The 19061-nt window shown below is 43.7% G+C and carries 16 protein-coding genes; 4 read left to right on the top strand and 12 right to left on the bottom strand.

Annotation, left to right across the window (positions count from 1 at the left end):
* Position 1: 1 nt before the first annotated feature.
* The 9 genes from VHA02S_RS00650 to VHA02S_RS00610 all read right to left on the bottom strand — a co-directional run bounded on the left by VHA02S_RS00650 (position 2) and on the right by VHA02S_RS00610 (position 8542).
* Positions 2 to 964 (bottom strand): type II secretion system F family protein, encoded by a 963-nt coding sequence (locus VHA02S_RS00650; protein ID WP_029790393.1) that lies wholly within the window; start codon positions 962 to 964, stop codon positions 2 to 4.
* A 12-nt stretch (positions 965 to 976) separates the two neighbouring features.
* A complete protein-coding gene (locus VHA02S_RS00645; RefSeq protein WP_029790392.1) occupies positions 977 to 2422 on the bottom strand; it encodes a TadA family conjugal transfer-associated ATPase in 1446 nt (481 codons plus the stop codon).
* An 18-nt stretch (positions 2423 to 2440) separates the two neighbouring features.
* Complete coding sequence (locus VHA02S_RS00640) at positions 2441 to 3658, bottom strand: nucleotide-binding protein (RefSeq protein ID WP_029790391.1); 1218 nt, start codon at positions 3656 to 3658, stop codon at positions 2441 to 2443.
* Positions 3659 to 3754: 96 nt separating this feature from the next.
* Positions 3755 to 4024 (bottom strand): hypothetical protein, encoded by a 270-nt coding sequence (locus tag VHA02S_RS00635; protein WP_038898349.1) that lies wholly within the window; start codon positions 4022 to 4024, stop codon positions 3755 to 3757.
* Positions 4014 to 5468, bottom strand: coding sequence for a type II and III secretion system protein family protein (locus tag VHA02S_RS00630; RefSeq protein WP_029790389.1), 1455 nt, complete (start codon positions 5466 to 5468; stop codon positions 4014 to 4016). The genes VHA02S_RS00635 and VHA02S_RS00630 overlap by 11 nt, the downstream gene beginning before the upstream one ends.
* A 7-nt stretch (positions 5469 to 5475) precedes the next feature.
* Positions 5476 to 6222, bottom strand: coding sequence for a Flp pilus assembly protein CpaB (gene cpaB, locus VHA02S_RS00625; protein WP_029790388.1), 747 nt, complete (start codon positions 6220 to 6222; stop codon positions 5476 to 5478).
* A gap of 15 nt (positions 6223 to 6237) precedes the next feature.
* Positions 6238 to 7563 carry a DUF8689 domain-containing protein gene (locus tag VHA02S_RS00620; RefSeq protein ID WP_038898348.1) on the bottom strand — a complete coding sequence of 442 codons (1326 nt, stop codon included), beginning with the start codon at positions 7561 to 7563 and terminating at the stop codon, positions 6238 to 6240.
* A 43-nt stretch (positions 7564 to 7606) separates the two neighbouring features.
* Positions 7607 to 8149 carry an A24 family peptidase gene (locus VHA02S_RS00615; protein WP_038898347.1) on the bottom strand — a complete coding sequence of 181 codons (543 nt, stop codon included), beginning with the start codon at positions 8147 to 8149 and terminating at the stop codon, positions 7607 to 7609.
* Positions 8150 to 8353: 204 nt separating this feature from the next.
* Positions 8354 to 8542: a Flp family type IVb pilin gene (locus VHA02S_RS00610; protein WP_038898346.1), complete on the bottom strand. Its 189-nt coding sequence runs from the start codon at positions 8540 to 8542 to the stop codon at positions 8354 to 8356.
* A 314-nt stretch (positions 8543 to 8856) separates the two neighbouring features.
* On the opposite strand from VHA02S_RS00610, the gene VHA02S_RS00605 reads away from it, so the two are divergent.
* The gene (locus VHA02S_RS00605; protein ID WP_038898345.1) at positions 8857 to 9582 is read left to right on the top strand and encodes a helix-turn-helix domain-containing protein; all 726 of its coding nucleotides are present in this window, start codon (positions 8857 to 8859) and stop codon (positions 9580 to 9582) included.
* Between the two features lie 153 nt (positions 9583 to 9735).
* Positions 9736 to 11427, top strand: coding sequence for an AMP-binding protein (locus tag VHA02S_RS00600; protein ID WP_005449101.1), 1692 nt, complete (start codon positions 9736 to 9738; stop codon positions 11425 to 11427).
* Positions 11428 to 11501: 74 nt separating this feature from the next.
* Here VHA02S_RS00600 and VHA02S_RS00595 read toward each other — a convergent pair whose 3' ends face one another.
* Positions 11502 to 11711, bottom strand: coding sequence for a DUF1127 domain-containing protein (locus VHA02S_RS00595; protein WP_009698710.1), 210 nt, complete (start codon positions 11709 to 11711; stop codon positions 11502 to 11504).
* A gap of 99 nt (positions 11712 to 11810) precedes the next feature.
* Between VHA02S_RS00595 and VHA02S_RS00590 the strand changes: the two genes are divergently transcribed.
* A complete protein-coding gene (locus VHA02S_RS00590) occupies positions 11811 to 12740 on the top strand; it encodes a LysR substrate-binding domain-containing protein (protein ID WP_038898344.1) in 930 nt (309 codons plus the stop codon).
* Between the two features lie 120 nt (positions 12741 to 12860).
* On the opposite strand, the gene fusA is transcribed toward VHA02S_RS00590, so the two are convergent.
* Positions 12861 to 14951, bottom strand: coding sequence for an elongation factor G (fusA, locus tag VHA02S_RS00585; protein WP_005449112.1), 2091 nt, complete (start codon positions 14949 to 14951; stop codon positions 12861 to 12863).
* Positions 14952 to 15168: 217 nt separating this feature from the next.
* Positions 15169 to 16548, bottom strand: coding sequence for a DNA repair protein RadA (gene radA, locus VHA02S_RS00580; protein WP_005439523.1), 1380 nt, complete (start codon positions 16546 to 16548; stop codon positions 15169 to 15171).
* A 151-nt stretch (positions 16549 to 16699) separates the two neighbouring features.
* On the opposite strand from radA, the gene VHA02S_RS00575 reads away from it, so the two are divergent.
* The gene (locus VHA02S_RS00575) at positions 16700 to 19048 is read left to right on the top strand and encodes a PilZ domain-containing protein (protein WP_005449113.1); all 2349 of its coding nucleotides are present in this window, start codon (positions 16700 to 16702) and stop codon (positions 19046 to 19048) included.
* Positions 19049 to 19061 lie beyond the last annotated feature (13 nt).

Raw genomic sequence — 19061 nt, 5'->3', positions numbered from 1 at the left:
TTTATATCTCGATACTGACAATTTTCTTTATCCAAACCGCACCAATTGCAAGTAGGATCACGCCGATGCTGATCATGTTTAAACCCCGAGGATCGGCATACAAAGGTTCGATATATTCTGGGTTAAAAATCTTCAGGCCTAAGAACAAGATAAAGGGAGATAAGGTGAGTATCCATGCGGATAAACGACTCTCTGCAGACAAGGTTTTTATTTTTCGTTCTAGCTTAAATCTTGCTCGTAGCACTTGAGATACATTTTGCAGGTTCTCTGTTAGATTCCCCCCAGTCTCTTTTTGCAATAACACGGCACTAGAAAAAGCCAGCATGGAGATCGTTGGCACTCGTTCCGCCATCTGTAAAATCGCTAAACGCAGGTCATAACCAAAATTAAGCAAGTTGTACGTGTTTTGAAATTCGATACTGATAGGTGGTGACATCTCTTCTCCAACTTCTCGAAATGCTTTAACGAGAGGCTGTCCACCTTGTAACGAACGGCGAATAATATCCAAAGCTTCCGGTAACTGCTCTTCAAAAAGGGCTAATCGCTTTTCAACTCTTCTTTGTACGTAAAAGTAAGCACCAGACATAGATAGGAAGAAAAGCGCAACGCAGATATACCATTCCTGTTTGAGCATGATGCCAACAAGGGAAAAGGCGAAGCCCACTAATACAACGGTCATCAAAAAACTTGCGACGCCAACCTTCAAACCTGCTAGTTCAATGACTCTTCTTATATCGGCGAAGAAGGAAAAACGAACTAAGAATTGATCCGTTGGGGAGAGCTCTTTTCGGTAGTGTTCTTTAAGTAAAGATAAACTTTGTTCATCTACATTTCGGTTCTGCTTGAGCCGGTTAGACAGCTCTCGGTGCTTACTTTTCTTACCTACAACAGGAAGCAGTAATGCTTGAGAAATCAGTAATACCGCAGCAAAGAGCAAGATGAGTGAAATCGTAACTTCATCCATGATGGATCTCCTCTAGCTATGCTCATCGGTAAAGAGTTCAAACGGTAAGTTAAACCCTCTTTTTGCTAGAGCATCATGTGCTTGTGGAACCACTCCTGTGGCAACGAAGTGTCCAAGCACATTACCTTCACTATCAAGCCCCTGACGCTCAAACTTAAAGATTTCTGACATGGTGATCACTTCTCCTTCCATGCCGTTGATCTCTTGCACACTCACCATGCGACGTCGACCATCTTCTTGTCTTTCCATTTGAATGACCAAGTGAATCGCGGAGGCAATCTGCGAGCGGATATTCTTTGTCGAGATATTCCAACCAGCCATTGAGAACATATTCTCAATTCGACTTAATGCATCTCTTGGTGAGTTAGCATGTATGGTCGTCAGTGAGCCGTCATGACCTGTATTCATTGCAGCTAACATATCCACGGCTTCACTACCACGAACCTCACCAACTACAATTCTATCTGGGCGCATACGCAGGGAGTTTTTCACTAGCTCACGCTGCCCTATCTCGCCTTTTCCTTCTAGGTTTGCAGGTCGAGTTTCTAGACGAATAACATGAGGTTGTTGAAGTTGAAGCTCGGCGGAATCTTCAATTGTGATGATACGTTCATCTCTTGGGATGTAACCAGATAGGATGTTTAAGGTTGTGGTTTTACCTGAACCTGTACCACCAGAAATAAGAATGTTCAGTTCGCCTTCTACCGCTGCCTCAACAAATGTCGCCATTTGCGGTGAGAGCGTGCCAAAGTCTAAAAAGTTCGACATTTTGAGTCGTTCAACGGCAAAGCGTCGAATAGACACGGAGGGACCATCAAGCGCCAAAGGAGGGATAATGGCATTGACGCGAGAGCCATCAAGTAGGCGCGCATCAACCATAGGGGAAGATTCATCGATTCGGCGCCCTACTTGGCTCACAATCCTATCAATGATGTTCCGCAGATGGCGATCATCAAGAAATGTGTAGGGGGTCTTCTCAAGTTTACCCCTACGCTCTACAAAAACATTCTTGGCTCCATTAACCAAAATATCAGAAACCGTGTCATCACTGAGTAGAGGCTCCAAAGGGCCTAAGCCAAATACTTCGTCTTCAATTTGTTTTATAACTCGCTTTCGCCCTTCAGCGCTGAGCGCTTGTGAAGGATCATCATTCATCATTTGAAGAATGGCTTCATGCAAATCTTTCTTCGCCTGTTCCTGACCTAAATTCGAGAGCAATCCCAAGTCCAATGTTTCTAACAGTTGTTTGTGGTAATAGTGCTTAACCGCTAGCTCTTGTTCCAAGGCTCGTTTTGCCTCTTCAATGGCTTGTTCTTTAGCTTGCTGGGCTTCAAGCTTCTTATCAACACTCGCAGTCTCCTGAGAAGGTTCAACCCCTTCTAGTGCTTTCGTTTTGTCGTCCTCTAAATTCGCTTTATGCTCGAAGTCAGGGTTTAAATTTTTACGTTTAAAGAACATCGTTATCTCCCAAGTTCCCTATGAAAACAGCTTGCTAAACCAGCCTTTTTCCACTTTTTCAGGGGGTACGATTTTGTGAGAAAAGTCGATAATGGAGCGGGTAATAAAGCTTCTTTTTTTAGTACTCACAAATGGCTTACCTAAATTGGCGCTGTCGATTGCCACTTTAAAATCATTTGGTACCAGATGAAGCTGCTGCCCTTTGAGTGCATGTTCGATGTCTCCGATCTTGATGCTTTGTCTTTTTTCATATCGATTGACGATCACTTCGATGATCTCTTTTTGCAATCCATACTCAAAAGCGAGGGAGTTCAGTAATCTTGCACTGTTTCTTACCGACACTAAATTTTGCTGAGCAACCAAAAAAACGCGCGTCGCAGGAGCAATGGTCGATGCAAACACATGGTCAACTCCTCGCGACAGATCAATAATGGTGTAAGGATAAAAACGCCTTAATATCGGTAATAACCGACCTATTCTTTTTGCCTGCTCAAAATCATCAGCTAAATTTTCATGCTTAAAGCTGAGTATATGTAAGCCAGATTCATGTTTATGAACGAGAGAACCGAGAGACACCTCATCGAGGTCTTTCGATATCGCGATGGCATCCGAAATGCTGTAGGCAGGCTGAACATTTAAATAGTCAGGAATGACACCAAACTGCAGATCGATATCGAGCAGCAAAACTTTATTTTGGTGGTAACTGGCAAGTTCAATTGCAGAATTAAGCGCCAGCGTTGTCGCCCCCATACCACCTTTCGAATTGATAAAAAGAAACAACTCCCCAAAAGACAAGCTGTCCAATTTCTGGGTTGCCGTTTTCTCTAGCATCGGCATCATGCCAGAGATGGTAATCTCCCGAGACAGAAAATCACTTGCGCCGATACGCAGAGCAGTTCTGAGCATCTCGCTATCACCTTCATCACCAAAAACGATTAATGATGATTCGTGCTCGCCCCAAGAGAAGTTGTATTGCTGCATCTCTTGCATCTTTTGCGCCCAACCATCACCAGCTTCGACGAAGATAAGATCTGGTGCAGCAAGGTTGTGTAAAAAGGTTTCGCTAACGTTATTCAAAGAGCAAAAGTCGAGATGTAAGTTACGGCATTTAGCGAGTTCAGACTTCATATGAAGATGAAATGCTTCACTCGAATACACTACCCACACTTTCAAATTTGTCTTCAATCTATTGATTGTTGGCTCACTTTCCGGCTGCATAAAAACGGTTTCACCCATAACTCACCCTTCCATACTGGTGCGTATGCTTCATAAAAAATCACGACGTCTTTGCTTGTTCTTTTTATTCGATTAGTACGCTCTACCGTCACTCGTTTAATTAAACTCCTCAAGCACTTTGCTTGAGCGTGTAGATAGATCATCCGTATCCTTGCCAACATATTGGTCGTAAGACTGCTGCATCTTTTCACCAACACCTTCAGGTACGAGCCCCATGTTTTCTTGCGTCGCTGAAGGGTTATAAGTTTGCAATGTTCTTAGATTGGTTACCGACTCTCCGAGAGGTTCGTTATGGCTGCATCCTGATAAAACTAATATCGCAGAGACAAACACTGGCGCAATCCATCTTGTTGTTTTATAAGTCATGTCCAAATACCCCCTCACTGCCGCCATCAACTTGAATGACCACGCTATCCTCTTCTTGACGCTGAATAGACTCTGATTGTGGTAAGTCTAGATAAGCCCCTCGTCCTAATAAGTAGTACTCGAAGTCATTCGGAGTAACGAATGCATCGGTTGGTAAAGTGACACGCTCTCTATCTATAGGAGTGGCAAGGCGAGGTGTAACAAGGATCACGAGTTCAGTTTCACCAGAGACAAACTCTTGACTGTTAAACAATTGACCCAGTACCGGAATGTCTCCAAATCCCGGCATCTTATTACTGATATCTCGAGCGTTTTCACTTAATAGACCCGCAATCCCAATAGTTTGTCCGTCGGCAAGCTCAAGTGTCGATGATGCACTACGTCGGGTAATTGGAGGGATAAAATAGGTCGCGTTGGTTTCAGTAGGATCAATAGTCAATGAACTGCCGTTTGCAATCTCACTGACATCAACAGCCATGTTTAAATTGATTTTTTTGTCGCTAAGAACGGTAGGAATGAACTTCAAACCAACACCGTATTCTTTGTACTCAATGACGATACCGTCATCGTCAGGAACAGGAATTGGGAACTCCCCACCAGCGAGAAACTCGGCTTTGGAACCACTCAGTGCAGTGAGGTTAGGTTCTGCCAATACTTTCGCCACACCGTTTTGTTTTGCTATATCTAGTGCAAAAGAAAACAAGGTATTTCCATCAATAAACGAGCCTAACAGCCCATAATCGCTCGCAACGGGAATATCAAAGATAGGCGTTCCATTGAATACACCACCAGGTCCGGCAGTCGCTCCCCAAGAGAAATTAGAGCCCGATGTCTGGAAGAAATGGAAGTTAGCATCAAATTTCTTTACTAAGCTTCTTTGAACTTCGGCAACAGTAACCTCTAGCATCACTTGCTGCGCACCACCAATCGCCATCAGGTTGATAACACCAGTATCTTCTACAACTTCATTCGATGAGCCTTTTTCCTTATCAACGGATCGCCCACCCGAATAACTTTCAGCAATCCTCATCGCGGTGTTCATTCTGGCTTGATTACTGACTAAGCCACTTAAAACAACGCGATTTTGAGCGCTATGGACTTCGATTTTTTCATCAGGAAGAAACTCGTAAAGTTTGGCTTTTAAACTGTTTAAATCATGAGTTACTTCAACATTAATGGATTCAATCAATTGTCCTCTGGAATCCCACGCCATAAGATTTGTAGCGCCAAGTTTTTTACCAATCAAAAACACTTCGTTCGAGCGAAGCATGACGATATCAAGTACCTCAGGATCGCCCAAAGATACTTTTCTTGCCTTACCAGACAGGACAACATGTGTGGATTTGTGATGAGGTACAACGACGGTTTTTCCTGTCGGTGCAGCTCCATATGCCCCAAATGAGAAACAACATAAGGCAATCAAATACGTTATTATTTTGTTCATATTAACCTCAATTGCTCACTCTAATATTAGACGTTTCCGTACCTCTAATGATGGTTACGCTCGGTTTTGGAACATAACGGCGCACTTTCTTGTCCACAGCATGTGGATTTCTCAACGCCAATTGCAGTCCACCTTTTGATTGAGCCGTCATCAGTTTTTCAGCCTCTTTTGGGCTAACTTCTAGCGTGACAGCACGAACAATGACTGGAGAGTTTTCTTCTGAACGAGAAGTTTGGTCTACCGCAAGCACCCTAATGTTCTTAAGCACTGTAGACGTGTTAACAATATTTTTTTGGTACTGGATCGTATTTAAAATATCGACCTTATTCCCAGGCAATAGAAAACCGGCAACACCAATAACATCATCTACCCTGATAGTAACTGCTCGTTTGTCTTCTGGGATTAGCGAAGCCAATGTGACGCCCTCTCCGGGCAATGTGAACCTGAGACGGTGAACCACCTCATCTTCGTAAATCGTATTCGCAACAACTTGTCCTACTAGCTCACTTTTATCTGTGTAGTTGTTTTCGTTTATCCAATCTTTTTCCATCAGTTTTAGAGTTAAGTCTTTGTCTTGGACGACAGTACCTGCGGGAATTTCAGTCGCCGCCACGACAACAGGATGACGCTCAATTTCTTCAATCTGAACGGTTGGCTTTTGATTTGCTTCAAGCCACTGTTTAGCAAAAAAGACCGCCCCCAACCCAAATATCACTGACAAAATAAGTAGTAAAAACACCTGTTTACTTCCCATTTTCCTTGTCCTCTATTAATCCTCGGTAAAATACACCTTCCACGCCCTCTTCAATATTTCTGACGTTATAATTGGTGAATATTCCTCAAATTTGATCATATCTTGGCTGATTCCCACCAGGTCTTTCGGTAAACAGGGATAAAACGCAACCTTATTTTTTTGATGTAGATTTAGTACCGTATCTAAAGCATCACTCTCTAATCCTAATGCTTTCTGTTTTGCTGTTTTCAACCACAACTCTTGATATTCATCTTTAAGAATAGGATCGAATTTAATTTTGTACCCAAGCCTTCTTAGAAAGGCAGGGTCGCTTATTTTCTCTGGCGTAAAGTTAGTAGAAAATGCCAGATTTAAAATAAATGGCGCAGTAATTTGTTGACCGTTTGGCAATGAAAATTGGTCGAAAAAATATTCCATTGGCACAATCCAACGATTAAGTAGAGCATCCACTGGAACAGGCTGTCGTCCTAGGTCATCAATCACCAAAATACCGTTATTCGCCATCATCTGCAGTGGCGCCAACCAAACTCTGTTGTGCTCTGAATGGTTCACTTCCAACATATCCAGAGTAAGTTCGCCTCCGACTTGAATATTTGGACGTTCACACAACACCCAGCGATTGTCATATTGCTTTTTATATAGAAATTCTGCTTCTTCGAAATGCCCTTCAACTTTGACATGATGCTGAGGCGAGAACACTTTGATCACATTACCTAAAGCATATACCGCAAAAGGAATATAGACTGAGGTATTTAATGCATTGATAATCTTAGAAGCGACAAACGTTTTACCCGTACCAGCTTCTCCATATAGCAACATTGCACGACCAGAGTTAATAGCGGGTCCCAGCAAAGGCACTAAACGGTCTGCACCATATACATCACTGAGTGCGCTCTCTACCGCTTGCCTAGAGATCGCTTTCGATCGTAAGTCTTGCGCCTCGACGATTTCACAATAGTGCACAAGAGATACTGGCACAGGTCCAAGATAAGGGTCTTTCACAAAAGCAATTTCTGCTGCCTTTCGTCCTTTCTCAGACAACGAATAACGAATGTGATTGTGAGAAATGCTGGCTTGAAAGCCATGTTCACTAGGTTGAAAAACTTCGATCTCTGAGCGAGCTCTCAACGTTGCAAGAACCGTTTCAACAACGCCTATGACAACCCCTAATAGCTTAGACAATTCAAGCAAATCAGATTTGGGATAGGCTGCCAAATGTTTTAATACCAGATTTTCTACAACGGCCTCAGGCACGCCTAAAGCGTCACACGAGGTTGGTACAGGAATAGGGTCAATGTGAGGGGTCAAGTCTCCAGAATGCAGTTTTTTTCGAATATCCATGGAGATCCCTCGAATAAAATAGATTAATCCAGACTGTTAATCTTTAATGAAAGTAACTAAACATAGCGAGTCCAATAACCACTGATGGAGCAAAAGGCATTGTTAAATTATTCTTGTATCTCACGTGGGTATGAAGGTTAGTAGATCCTTTCTCTTTTTGACTTTCTATTCCTCTCAGTATCCATCGATTAAAAAAGTAGTTTTTTGCCAAAAAACTCACTTGCTCTCCGCTTTGAGAAATACTGTAGAAAAGATATAACGATCCGACTATCCCACCAGCAACAACAATATAAACACTGGATTCAACAAGATTACCCCAACCAACATATGCACCAACAACAAATAAAAGTTTTACGTCGCCCGCAGACATCGCTCTGAGAAAAAATAAAATTAACCCAAAAACAAAAAGGGCAATCGCACCATACATTGAATACAATATTTCATTGTAATCAATTGGTGGAATCAAGAGTTTAACAACAAGAAATAGAAGCAAAAGAATGAGTAGGTTATTATGTATTCTATGCCATCGTATATCATTGATAGCAATCATAATCATAACAACCCAAAAAGGAGCATAAATATCCATACTTTTGCTCTATCCCCTCTTTATATCATTGATATTATTGAGCCGACTGTATTAGCTAAATCCACCCACAAGCTTGCGAAAGCAACACTTAAGAAGAAAACTAATAAAGCTGCCCCAATTATATATTCAACAACAGTCAAACCTTTCTGTTTATAGTAGTGTGAATTAGCCACAACTAGTTTCTTGGTCAATAGTTTAATATTTCTACGGAGCTGAGCTCGAAGAGATAGCACTTACAATATTGCCAAGCTTGGTGCTCAATGTACTACTAATGCCCCCGAAAATAGTCGATAAACCGAATACAAGCATCGCCGCGCCGATTACGTATTCGATAACAGTTAAACCTTCTTCATCTTTCAAAAAAGCTTTGCAGCTATCTACAAATTTGCTCATGACAATCACTCCCTTGTCTTAACTTGATAAACAGGTCAATTACCTGTCCTTTAAAACTTAGAGGGCGATTTTCATTGTGGGTAGGACTTTTTTGCCAAGCACTAGCACTTTCTTGCTAGAGACGCCTACAAAGTGCATGTGTAGCAAATTTGAGACAAACCAAGCAAGATATGTGACACCTTTCACACTTGAAGTCTATTTATATAAGCCTAAGCTTAATAAACGAAAGGTTGAGTTTTTTGATCTCAGGAATAGAGATCTAATTTTAGTTTTACGGCTCAAATTGTATAAAGTTCACAATTCATGGAATCATTATGGAAGAACAGGTTAAGGCATACTGGCTCGGTAAAACTGTTGAATCTCTCCCGGGCACTTTTCGCTCAGAGCTTCTAACCTTTTTCTCTGTTATCGAAAGTTATAACGACATTTCAATCCTAAGCGACAAAGAGTTCACCCACTTCTTTTACTATGCTGAGCCAAAGCATGAGCATTTACATAAGAGCATAATTACTCTTTGCGAGAACCTTGATAAAAAGTTACTCGTGATCCACGACAAGACCAATCCCATCACTCTCCCACCTGAACACATTACAGCTGAGTACTATCACGTTGAATCAAATAATGCTTCAGAATGGTTGTCACAGACAAAGCTCAGATACTTTTCCACCACCATGTCTAGTGAAGCAGTACTTTCAGGTGATTTAGTATTAAAGAAAAATGGCAAGCCTAACTTTTCTGATGTAGTTAGCTATATCGCGAACAATGCACACAAAGATCTAAGAGAGGAAGAAGCCGCAGCACTTTGCCATTATTCCCCGAATTACTTTTCTAAACTCTTTCACCGAAAAGTTGGAATGTGCTTTCGCGATTACATCACGGAAAAGCGCATCTCTCTTGCCAAGAAAATGCTTACAGAAGAAGACTCAATGAAAATTGCCTATATTGCGTATCAATGCGGCTACCGTGACGTCTCGTATTTTTCTCGCATCTTCAAAAAGAAAACCGGACTTTCACCCGCAAGCTATCGGCAACAGTTTTAAAGAATGACGACTTGGGCAACTTTGCCTTCTCTAACGTAACCTTTCCCACAGATTTCATCAAAATGCATTCCCGTATAATGATTTAACATGCTAAAGTTAACAATGTTTTAACAACTATAAATACAAACGAGAGAAGACATGGAGTCATCTACAATGAATCAGCCTAACCTAGAACAGACCGCTGGTTGCGCTCTCCCGCCGCCAAATGAAATGATCCTTAAATGGGCAGAGGAACGCCCAAATGAGGTTTACTTAAAACAAATCATTAATCGACAGTTTGTTGAATTTACTTATGCCGAGGTCGCCGATAAGGCGCTTAAACTGGTTACCGCTCTGCGCAACTTGGGTGTTCAACCCGGTGAAAAAGTCGCATTGGTTTCGAAGAACTGTGCCGAATGGTTTATCTGCGATTTAGCCATGATGCTTGGCGACTACGTGAGTGTGCCAATTTTCCCGACAGCTGGCGCTGACACCATTGAGTACTGTGTTACCCACAGCGAAAGTAAAGCACTGATTGGCGGTAAGTTAGATGATCCAGCGGCAACGCAACAAGTGATCGATTCAATGCCAGATTTAATTAGCATTGCACTTCCTTACGATACTGCGCCGAAATGCCAATATCAGTTTACTGAGATTATTGCCGACGTAGAGCCAAGCGCAGAGCGTCCACAACACCATGATGACAAGCTTATGTCTCTCGTGTACACCTCAGGTACGTCAGGGCTGCCGAAAGGGGCAATGCTGACATACGGCGCGTTCAGTTGGTCCGTTCAACAACTGATCAATCACATTGGCATCCAAGAAAACGATCGATTGTTCTCTTATTTACCACTCGCTCATATCACAGAACGAGTTTACATCTTCGGTTCATCAATTATGGGTGGCGTAACAACGGCTTTCCCTGAGTCACTCGATACTTTCATTGAAGATGTCAAAATGCATCGCCCGACACTCTTCATCTCTGTACCGCGATTGTGGACACTGTTCCAGCAACGTATTCAAGACAAACTTCCTCAGAAAAAGCTCAATATTCTGCTGAAGATCCCATTCGTTAATTCACTGATTAAGAAGAAATTGGCTGATGGTCTCGGCTTGGATCAAGCCCGCGTCCTTGGTTGTGGTTCTGCCCCAGTGTCGCCAGCACTGCTTGAGTGGTACCGCAGTGTTGGTCTAAACATCACTGAAGCTTGGGGGATGACAGAGTCTTTCGCCTACAGCACACTAAACTACCCATTCCGCGCCGATAAGATTGGCTCTGTGGGCAATGCCGGACCAGGTATTGAACTTAAGATCGCTGACGATGATGAGATCATGGTTCGCGGCAAAGGGCTGTTCTCTGGCTACTACAAAAATGACATCGCGACACAAGAGTCGTTTGACTCAGAAGGATGGCTTCATACTGGTGACATCGGTTCAATAGATGCGGATGGTTACCTCACCATTCAAGGTCGTAAAAAAGACACCTTCAAAACTGCCAAAGGTAAGTTTGTTGCTCCGGTTCCTATCGAGAAGAAACTGTTTGAGTATAGCCGCGTCGAAATGATGTGTTTGATCGGCTTAGGCTTGCCAGCACCCATTTTATTAGTTGTGCCACATGACTTCCCGAACTTTGATAAAGAACGTTACGCCCGCACCACACGCAAGGTTGTCGCTCGCATGAACCAAGAACTTGAATCGCACGAGCAAATCAAAGGGGTATTGATGATCCAAGACCCGTGGAGTATTGAAAACGGCATTCTAACACCGACCTTGAAGATCAAACGCCACGTTCTTGAGCAGAAATATCATGAAATCGGACACAACTGGCCAAAAGGCGAACTGGTTGTATGGGAAGAAGATTTATAATCTCTTACTCACACTCCGAGAACCAACAATTCAAACGCTCCCATAAAGGGAGCGTTTTTCATTTTCGACGATGATCAATCACGCCAAAATGGTTTCTGAATTTCCTTTTGGACTTCAGTTTCGTTGTAGCCGATATCATCCAAAAGGTGGTGAGGTAACTCAGACAAATGACGGCGTGTACGGTAGTTTTTTCTCCATACGGCTAATTTAGAAAAGATATACTGAACTAAGCTCTTGCGTGGCTTCGATGCTAAGTGACCACAGGTTTGCGTTGCATTGTTCATATACCCTCCTTGATTCATTCACATTGACCACTTAATAATCAGTGACTACCCTGTTATTCTCAAACGATAGAATCTGACATTGAGTTAAGGAAAACTAATGTGAAAGAACGCATGCCTCCGCTACAAGGGCTGTATTATTTCTACATCGCGGCAAAGGAAGGCAGTTTTAAAGCGGCTGCCAAATACTTATTTGTCACACCAGCAGCGATTAGCCAACAGATACGTCAATTGGAAGAATTTCTGGGTACCGACTTGTTTGTGCGCCAACATCGAAAGATACTGCTCACCGCAGAAGGCGACTTGCTGTTTGCCCAAGCCGAACGAGGTTTCAATCACCTCCAACAGGGTGTGCGATTAATTAACCAAGATCCCAACCCAAATCATCTCTCCATCTCAACACTGCCTTCTTTTGCTCATCATTGGTTAGTACCAAGGATTGCTGCATTTCGACAACGACATCCAGATATCTCGCTACTCATGGAGCCAACAAATGAACTGGTTTCATTTCAAGATAGCCAGATAGATCTCTGTGTCCGTTATGGTCATGGAGACTACCCGAATCTCGAATCACAATGGCTGATGGATGAAGTCTTCTACCCTGCCTGTCATCCCATCTACCAAAAAGAGCATGGTATCTGCAGCGTCCAAGATTTAAATAAAGCAGAGTTGATCGAAGATTTATGGCCGGACTTAGACTGGAATATGTGGCTCAACACATTAGGTCATAAAGCGGCAAAACCAACGCTCAAGTACAGTGGCTCGCATTTGGTTTTAGAAGGTGCTCTTTCGTTGCAAGGCGTAGCGTTGGTCAAGCACAGCTTGGCTTATCGATACATCCAAGAAGGGAAACTGGTAAGAATCGGTGACATAGGCATTCAGCCTAAGTATGCCTATTACCTTTGCGCGCCGACAGGATATTTGAAGCGTCAAAAAACACAGTTATTTAGTCAATGGATAAAAGAAGAGATTGCTGAGTTTGAACGCAGTACCGTTCGAGACTTTGAAACGATTCAATTAAAAGAAGAATGAAGTAAGCAATAAATTTTGGAAAACACCAGCTCCGTTCAGATAGACAAGTAAACAGATGCTAGATAGTAAAAAGCCCCGCACTAGGCGGGGCTTTGATGTCTTACAGAGTTAACTTAAGAATTACTTCTTAGCGTTACGCTCTTTAACGTCAGCAATTACTTGCTCAGCAACGTTGTTTGGACATGGCGAGTAGTGTGAGAACTCCATAGAGAACTGACCACGGCCAGAAGTCATAGTACGTAGAGTACCGATGTAACCGAACATTTCTGATAGAGGTACATCACCCTTGATACGTACGCCAGTAGTACCAGCTTGTTGGTCTTTGATCATACCACGACGACGGTTAAGGTCACCGATTACGTCACCAACGTGATCTTCTGGAGTGAACACGTCAACTTTCATGATTGGCTCAAGAAGTTGCGCGCCAGCTTTAGGCATAGACTGACGGAATGCGCCTTTAGCAGCGATTTCGTAAGCGATAGCTGAAGAGTCAACTGCGTGGAAGCCACCGTCGAATAGTTCAACTTCTACGTCTAGAGTTGGGAAGCCAGCTAGAACACCGTGTTCCATCATGCTAGCGAAGCCTTTCTCTACTGCAGGCCAGAATTCTTTAGGTACGTTACCACCAACAACTGTTGATTTGAACGTGAAGCCTGAACCAGTTTCGCCTGGTTTGATACGGTAGTCGATCTTACCGAACTGACCAGAACCACCAGACTGCTTCTTGTGCGTGTAGCTGTCTTCGATTGCTTGAGTGATTGTTTCACGGTAAGCAACTTGAGGAGCACCTACTTCTAGCTCAACGCCGTAAGTACGTTTTAGGATATCTACTTTGATATCTAGGTGAAGTTCACCCATACCACGTAGGATAGTTTCGCCAGATTCTTCATCAGTCTCTACTTGGAATGATGGATCTTCTGCAACCATCTTACCGATCGCGATACCCATCTTCTCGCTGCCGCCTTTATCTTTAGGCTTAACTGCGATAGAGATTACTGGATCTGGGAAGATCATTGGTTCTAGAGTACATTCGTGCTTAGGATCACATAGAGTGTGACCAGTTTGAACGTTCTTCATACCAACTACAGCGATGATGTCACCAGCTTGAGCTGAATCGATTTCGTTACGCTCGTCTGCGTGCATCTCAACCATACGGCCGATACGCTCAGTTTTACCAGTTGCAGAGTTAAGGATTGTGTCACCCTTCTTCATGCGGCCTGAGTAAACGCGGATAAACGTTAGAGCACCGAAGCGGTCGTCCATGATCTTGAACGCAAGCGCTTTTAGTGGCTCGTCTGCAGATACTTTTGCTACTTCGCCAGTTGGCTCACCAGTTTCTGAATCTGTTAGAGGCTGTGGATCAACTTCTGTTGGTGATGGTAGGTAATCTACTACCGCGTCAAGAATAAGTTGGATACCTTTGTTCTTGTACGCTGAACCACAGTAAGTTGGGAAGAATGCTAGGTCACGTGTACCTTTACGGATACAACGTTTGATGTCTTCTAGAGATGGCTCTTCGCCTTCTTCTAGGTAAGCCATCATTAGATCTTCGTCTTGCTCTAGAGCAGTTTCGATTAGCATTTCACGGTATTCAGCCGCTTTCTCAACTAGATCAGCAGGGATGTCTTGAACTTCGTAGTTCTCTGGCTGGCCAGACTCGTCCCATACGTAAGCTTGTTGGCTTAGTACGTCAACAACACCTACGAAATCTTCTTCGATACCGATAGGTAGAGTCATTACTAGTGGAGTAGCACCTAGAACGTTTTGTACTTGGTCAACAACTTTGTAGAAGTCTGCGCCCATACGGTCTAGTTTGTTAACGAAGATCAGACGAGATACGTGTGATTCGTCAGCGTAACGCCAGTTAGTTTCTGACTGAGGCTCAACACCACCAGAACCACAGAATACACCGATACCACCGTCAAGTACTTTTAGAGAACGGTAAACTTCGATAGTGAAGTCAACGTGTCCAGGAGTATCGATGATGTTTAGACGGTGATCGTTCCAGAAACAAGTTGTTGCTGCAGACTGGATTGTGATACCACGCTCAGCTTCCTGCTCCATGAAGTCAGTAGTAGTTGAACCGTCGTGAGTGTCACCGATCTTATGGATCTTACCAGTTAGCTTTAGGATACGCTCTGTAGAGGTAGTTTTACCCGCGTCTACGTGAGCAAAAATACCAATGTTTCTGTATTTTGATAAATCAGTCATTGTCTTACTCTGTTAATAAGGTATAAAGTGCGCGCAGAGTATATCACATTCTGTCAATACTGATACCCTTGCGTGCGGATGGAAGAAAAAAAATTTTAACGTCGATTTTCCGTCCTCAAATAATAGTCAAACTTCGCAATATGTGTGCTTAATTCGACAATAATGAGGACAGATTCAACATTATTGTTACCCCTAGAATTGGGGCACAAGATAGCGTTTACAACTCATCAAATGCTTCGATAGCTTCCGATAGTTTTTTCACGCCGTGGATTTGCATACCAGGAATACCGCCCTTGGGCATATTCGCTGCAGGAACGATTGCTTTCTTAAAGCCGTGCTTAAACGCTTCATTCAAACGCTCTTGCCCACTTGGCACAGGTCGAATCTCACCCGCCAAGCCCACTTCCCCAAACACCACCACATCTTTTGGTAGTGGACGGTCGCGGAAACTCGATAAAAGCGCCATAACTAACGCAAGGTCAGCACTGGTCTCTGTGACTTTGACGCCACCAACGACATTCACAAATACATCTTGGTCTGCCATTTGTAGACCACCATGCTTATGCAGTACCGCTAGTAATAAAGAGAGACGGTTTTGTTCTAAGCCAACCGCGACACGACGTGGGTTTGCCAGTTGTGAATAGTCTACTAGCGCTTGAATCTCTACTAGTAGAGGGCGCGTACCTTCCCAAACAACCATCACGGAGGAACCCGACGTCTCCTCTTCACCACGAGAAAGGAAGATCGCCGATGGGTTGTTCACTTCTTTTAACCCTTGCCCTGTCATGGCAAAAACACCGAGCTCGTTCACTGCACCAAAACGGTTTTTGTGACTACGAAGCGTACGGAAACGGCTATCAGTCCCACCATCTAGCAACACGGAGCAGTCAATAATGTGCTCAAGTACTTTAGGTCCCGCAAGGGTACCATCTTTTGTTACGTGACCAACAATAAAGACAGCAACATTGTTTTGCTTTGCGTAACGCGTCAAGGCGGTTGCCGATTCACGTACTTGAGCGACACTCCCCGGTGAGGATTGAACATCAGAAACGTGCATAACCTGTATCGAGTCGATAACCATAATGCGTGGTTGCTCTTTCTCTGCAATTTGACAGATCTTATCGACATTCGTTTCTGACAGCATCTTTAAATGCTCTTTTGGCAAACCAAGACGGGAAGCACGCATCGCAACTTGCTGAAGTGATTCCTCACCCGTTACGTACAGCGTAGGCATTTGCGCCGACAACAAACACATGGTTTGTAGAAGTAACGTTGACTTACCTGCCCCTGGGTTACCACCAATCAAAATCGCCGCACCAGGAACCACACCACCGCCAAGTACACGATCGAGTTCTTTAAACCCGCTGGTGAAACGCGGCACTTCTTGCAGATCAATCTCGGAAAGCGTCTGAACTTTTGATTCCGTCGCTGAGCCTGCATAACCAGATAAGCGTTCATTGCGCGCTACCGTTGGCGATGCAGCAATACGAACTTCAGTAATCGTGTTCCATGCACCACACGCATTACACTGCCCCTGCCAACGTGGGAAATCTGCGCCACAATCATTACAAACATACGCTCGTTTTGCTTTCGCCATGATGCCTCGATCTTTTCAACACTCGGTTTTTTCAACAAATGTGACCAAGCACTGCCATGTCTGACCTTATTGGACATGAACTCTTGATATACTCAAGTTTTGCTTTGCTTAGCCGATATAATTCGAATAACGACATACTTTAACAGAAATAATGCAGCAATCTGAAATTCTCTCGCTCGCAGAACGACTCATCCCAGTTTATGGCTCTGATGACTTTGACTTCGTCCTTGGTCAATTGACCGAGGGGGAACCGCCATCGGCCAAAATTCTTGTAAAGATGGAACTCAACCGTGTCATGGCACCTTGCAAGAAAAGCATTGATTTGCGAGGTCGAGTGAAAGGTGAATGTCGTGAATACTTATTAGATGGCATCCCTCATTGGTTGGATGACGTCGCTTTCAACGCTTACCACAAAAACTTAAAAAAATTCGGTGCTTACACTGAAGGCATGTGGGAAGCCTTGGTCAATACACGTAACAACTTTCGTGTAATGAGTAAAAACAACGGTAAGAATGAAGAACAATCGCTGACCGACCCTAAAAGTCCATTCCTTGCCGAACCGGTTCATCTTGGTTACGACTTAAAGCGCCAAGAAAAGCGCTTAAAAGTACAGTCTCAGGTAGAAATCATTCGCTCAAAAAGTCAAGTGATCCACGGTCTGAGTATTGACCTTTCTAGCTCTGGAGCAAAATTCAAAGTCCCAAGTGCATTCAAATACAGCTTGGGCGAAGTCATTCAAGTTACCTTTACCGAGTTTGCCAGCAAATCTCAGGTTGCCGGCGTTGAAAAGCCAATCACTTATCGTGTGCTCGCAGTGGATGATTGCTACGAGAACGATGCTGTTCGTTATCTAAGAACCATTCGCTTGACCGAGACCAATGTCGTTGCTCGCTTGATTGATGAAGCTCTCAACAGCGCTGCAAAACGTGCTCGTCATGATAACCAAGATAAAATCATTCGCGCTCGCACGCGTGGTTACGAACATATAGCCCTGAAGCACACCAGCAACCTCCCTCTGTTTTTTGAAGGCAGCGAACTCAAGCTCGCAATGCTGACACCAAATAACCAAAAGATGTGGCAATACTGGCATGATGAGCGTAACCAGCAAGTATTTGGTTCGTTGTTCAATCCGAAAAGGATGGCTTCGTTAATTGCGCCAGGGGTCAAAGGGGCTACCAACGTGCTCTATTCCTTTACTCATGAGCATGACAACAAAACGTACTTCTATTCAATGCTGCGCCCAGAAGCGACCAGAGAGCAGCGTCAATTATTCTGGCACCTGGGAGCCAAACGCGCCAGTTGGCGTGCTTTCCGCATTTCGATTTTTGAACTGTCTCAACAAGAAAAAGAAGACCTTGCTGCGTTTTCTTCTGAGTTAGCCGAAAGTTCGCAAAAACTGACCCACGTAGGCATTTTGCAAGAAATTGCCGATGAGAAGTCTGGACAGGATTATTTGCTTACTGAAAAACCTCGCGTGCCCGCGAATACACTTAATGCTTTTCGCCATCCACGTAAGATCATCGGCAATCCAAAAGGTATTTACTTTGACGCTCAATCTCGTCGAAAAGAGCCCCGTTATCGCTTCAAAACCCCTTTAGTGCTTAATACCGGAAGTGCGAAAGCTGCAGGCTTTACCATGGATATCTCTAAGCGAGGCTTGGGCTTACGCTTGGATGAGCCGACGGAATTACGTTCAGGGCAAGAAGTACGCATCAACTTCCGAGAGCTACAGTTATACGATAAGAAATTGCCTCTTTCAGAAGTCCCTTATCGGATTATTCGGGTGAGTCCCGATGGTCGTAGCGTGCAACTGGTCATAGATGAAGACAGCAAAACCATGCGTGTTATTGCTTTCTTCAATAGCATTATCGAGCACAACCAAGACAAACTCATCCCACAAAAAGAGATGCTGCCAAGTAACGCATTGTTGGAAAGGCTGCACAGTGTCCTACTCTCACGTATTTTGAGTACGCCAATCTTTATTAGTAAAAGCGCAGCCTCTTCGGTGAAAACTCCCGTTATTGGTGTCAACTTCCCATTAGCGAAGCACATCGAGTTATATGCACGCCTTGGTCACAATCAGCAGTTCTCTCTCGAACCATTATTTAAGGGACGATCTAGCACTCTGATCGCCGAACCAATTAAACGTATTGATGGCGCTCAGGCGAGACATCAAGATGTTTACATCAGCGTGGCGAAAGTTGGTAGCAAAATCACTGGGCTAGAGTCGAAGCTGCAACAAGATTTTACCAGTGTCAAAGAACGTATTCAGTTCATAAAGAAAGCCCGCATGATGGGTGAGTTTTACGCAACCCGTATTTCTACCGCGCCAATCTTTGATCCGATGACTTCTTTGCTGCGCCAAGATTTGAGTGATTTAACCCAATTTGGGGTTCATCAAGCCAGTAAACTAGAAAAAGAGCTGACCGCACTAGTTGGCTACAGCGAATTTGAAGACATTACTGAAGAAGTGATCGTGCGATTAGAACTGACTGAATAACAAAACACCGCCA

It is taken from the genome of Vibrio harveyi NBRC 15634 = ATCC 14126 = KCTC 12724, from assembly GCF_001591145.1.
In the GTDB taxonomy this organism is placed as follows: Bacteria; Pseudomonadota; Gammaproteobacteria; order Enterobacterales; family Vibrionaceae; genus Vibrio; species Vibrio harveyi.
Note: the sequence above shows the minus strand (reverse complement) of the source record. Positions and strands in the feature narration are given on the sequence as shown.

Excerpts from the sequence above, each read along its gene's own strand:
- VHA02S_RS00650 (WP_029790393.1), bottom strand. The coding sequence starts at position 964 with ATGGATGAAGTTACGATTTCACTCATCTTGCTCTTTGCTGCGGTATTA.
- VHA02S_RS00645 (WP_029790392.1), bottom strand. The coding sequence starts at position 2,422 with ATGTTCTTTAAACGTAAAAATTTAAACCCTGACTTCGAGCATAAAGCG.
- VHA02S_RS00640 (WP_029790391.1), bottom strand. The coding sequence starts at position 3,658 with ATGGGTGAAACCGTTTTTATGCAGCCGGAAAGTGAGCCAACAATCAAT.
- VHA02S_RS00635 (WP_038898349.1), bottom strand. The coding sequence starts at position 4,024 with ATGACTTATAAAACAACAAGATGGATTGCGCCAGTGTTTGTCTCTGCG.
- VHA02S_RS00630 (WP_029790389.1), bottom strand. The coding sequence starts at position 5,468 with ATGAACAAAATAATAACGTATTTGATTGCCTTATGTTGTTTCTCATTT.
- cpaB (WP_029790388.1), bottom strand. The coding sequence starts at position 6,222 with ATGGGAAGTAAACAGGTGTTTTTACTACTTATTTTGTCAGTGATATTT.
- VHA02S_RS00620 (WP_038898348.1), bottom strand. The coding sequence starts at position 7,563 with ATGGATATTCGAAAAAAACTGCATTCTGGAGACTTGACCCCTCACATT.
- VHA02S_RS00615 (WP_038898347.1), bottom strand. The coding sequence starts at position 8,149 with ATGGATATTTATGCTCCTTTTTGGGTTGTTATGATTATGATTGCTATC.
- VHA02S_RS00610 (WP_038898346.1), bottom strand. The coding sequence starts at position 8,542 with ATGAGCAAATTTGTAGATAGCTGCAAAGCTTTTTTGAAAGATGAAGAA.
- VHA02S_RS00605 (WP_038898345.1), top strand. The coding sequence starts at position 8,857 with ATGGAAGAACAGGTTAAGGCATACTGGCTCGGTAAAACTGTTGAATCT.
- VHA02S_RS00600 (WP_005449101.1), top strand. The coding sequence starts at position 9,736 with ATGAATCAGCCTAACCTAGAACAGACCGCTGGTTGCGCTCTCCCGCCG.
- VHA02S_RS00595 (WP_009698710.1), bottom strand. The coding sequence starts at position 11,711 with ATGAACAATGCAACGCAAACCTGTGGTCACTTAGCATCGAAGCCACGC.
- fusA (WP_005449112.1), bottom strand. The coding sequence starts at position 14,951 with ATGACTGATTTATCAAAATACAGAAACATTGGTATTTTTGCTCACGTA.
- radA (WP_005439523.1), bottom strand. The coding sequence starts at position 16,548 with ATGGCGAAAGCAAAACGAGCGTATGTTTGTAATGATTGTGGCGCAGAT.
- VHA02S_RS00575 (WP_005449113.1), top strand. The coding sequence starts at position 16,700 with ATGCAGCAATCTGAAATTCTCTCGCTCGCAGAACGACTCATCCCAGTT.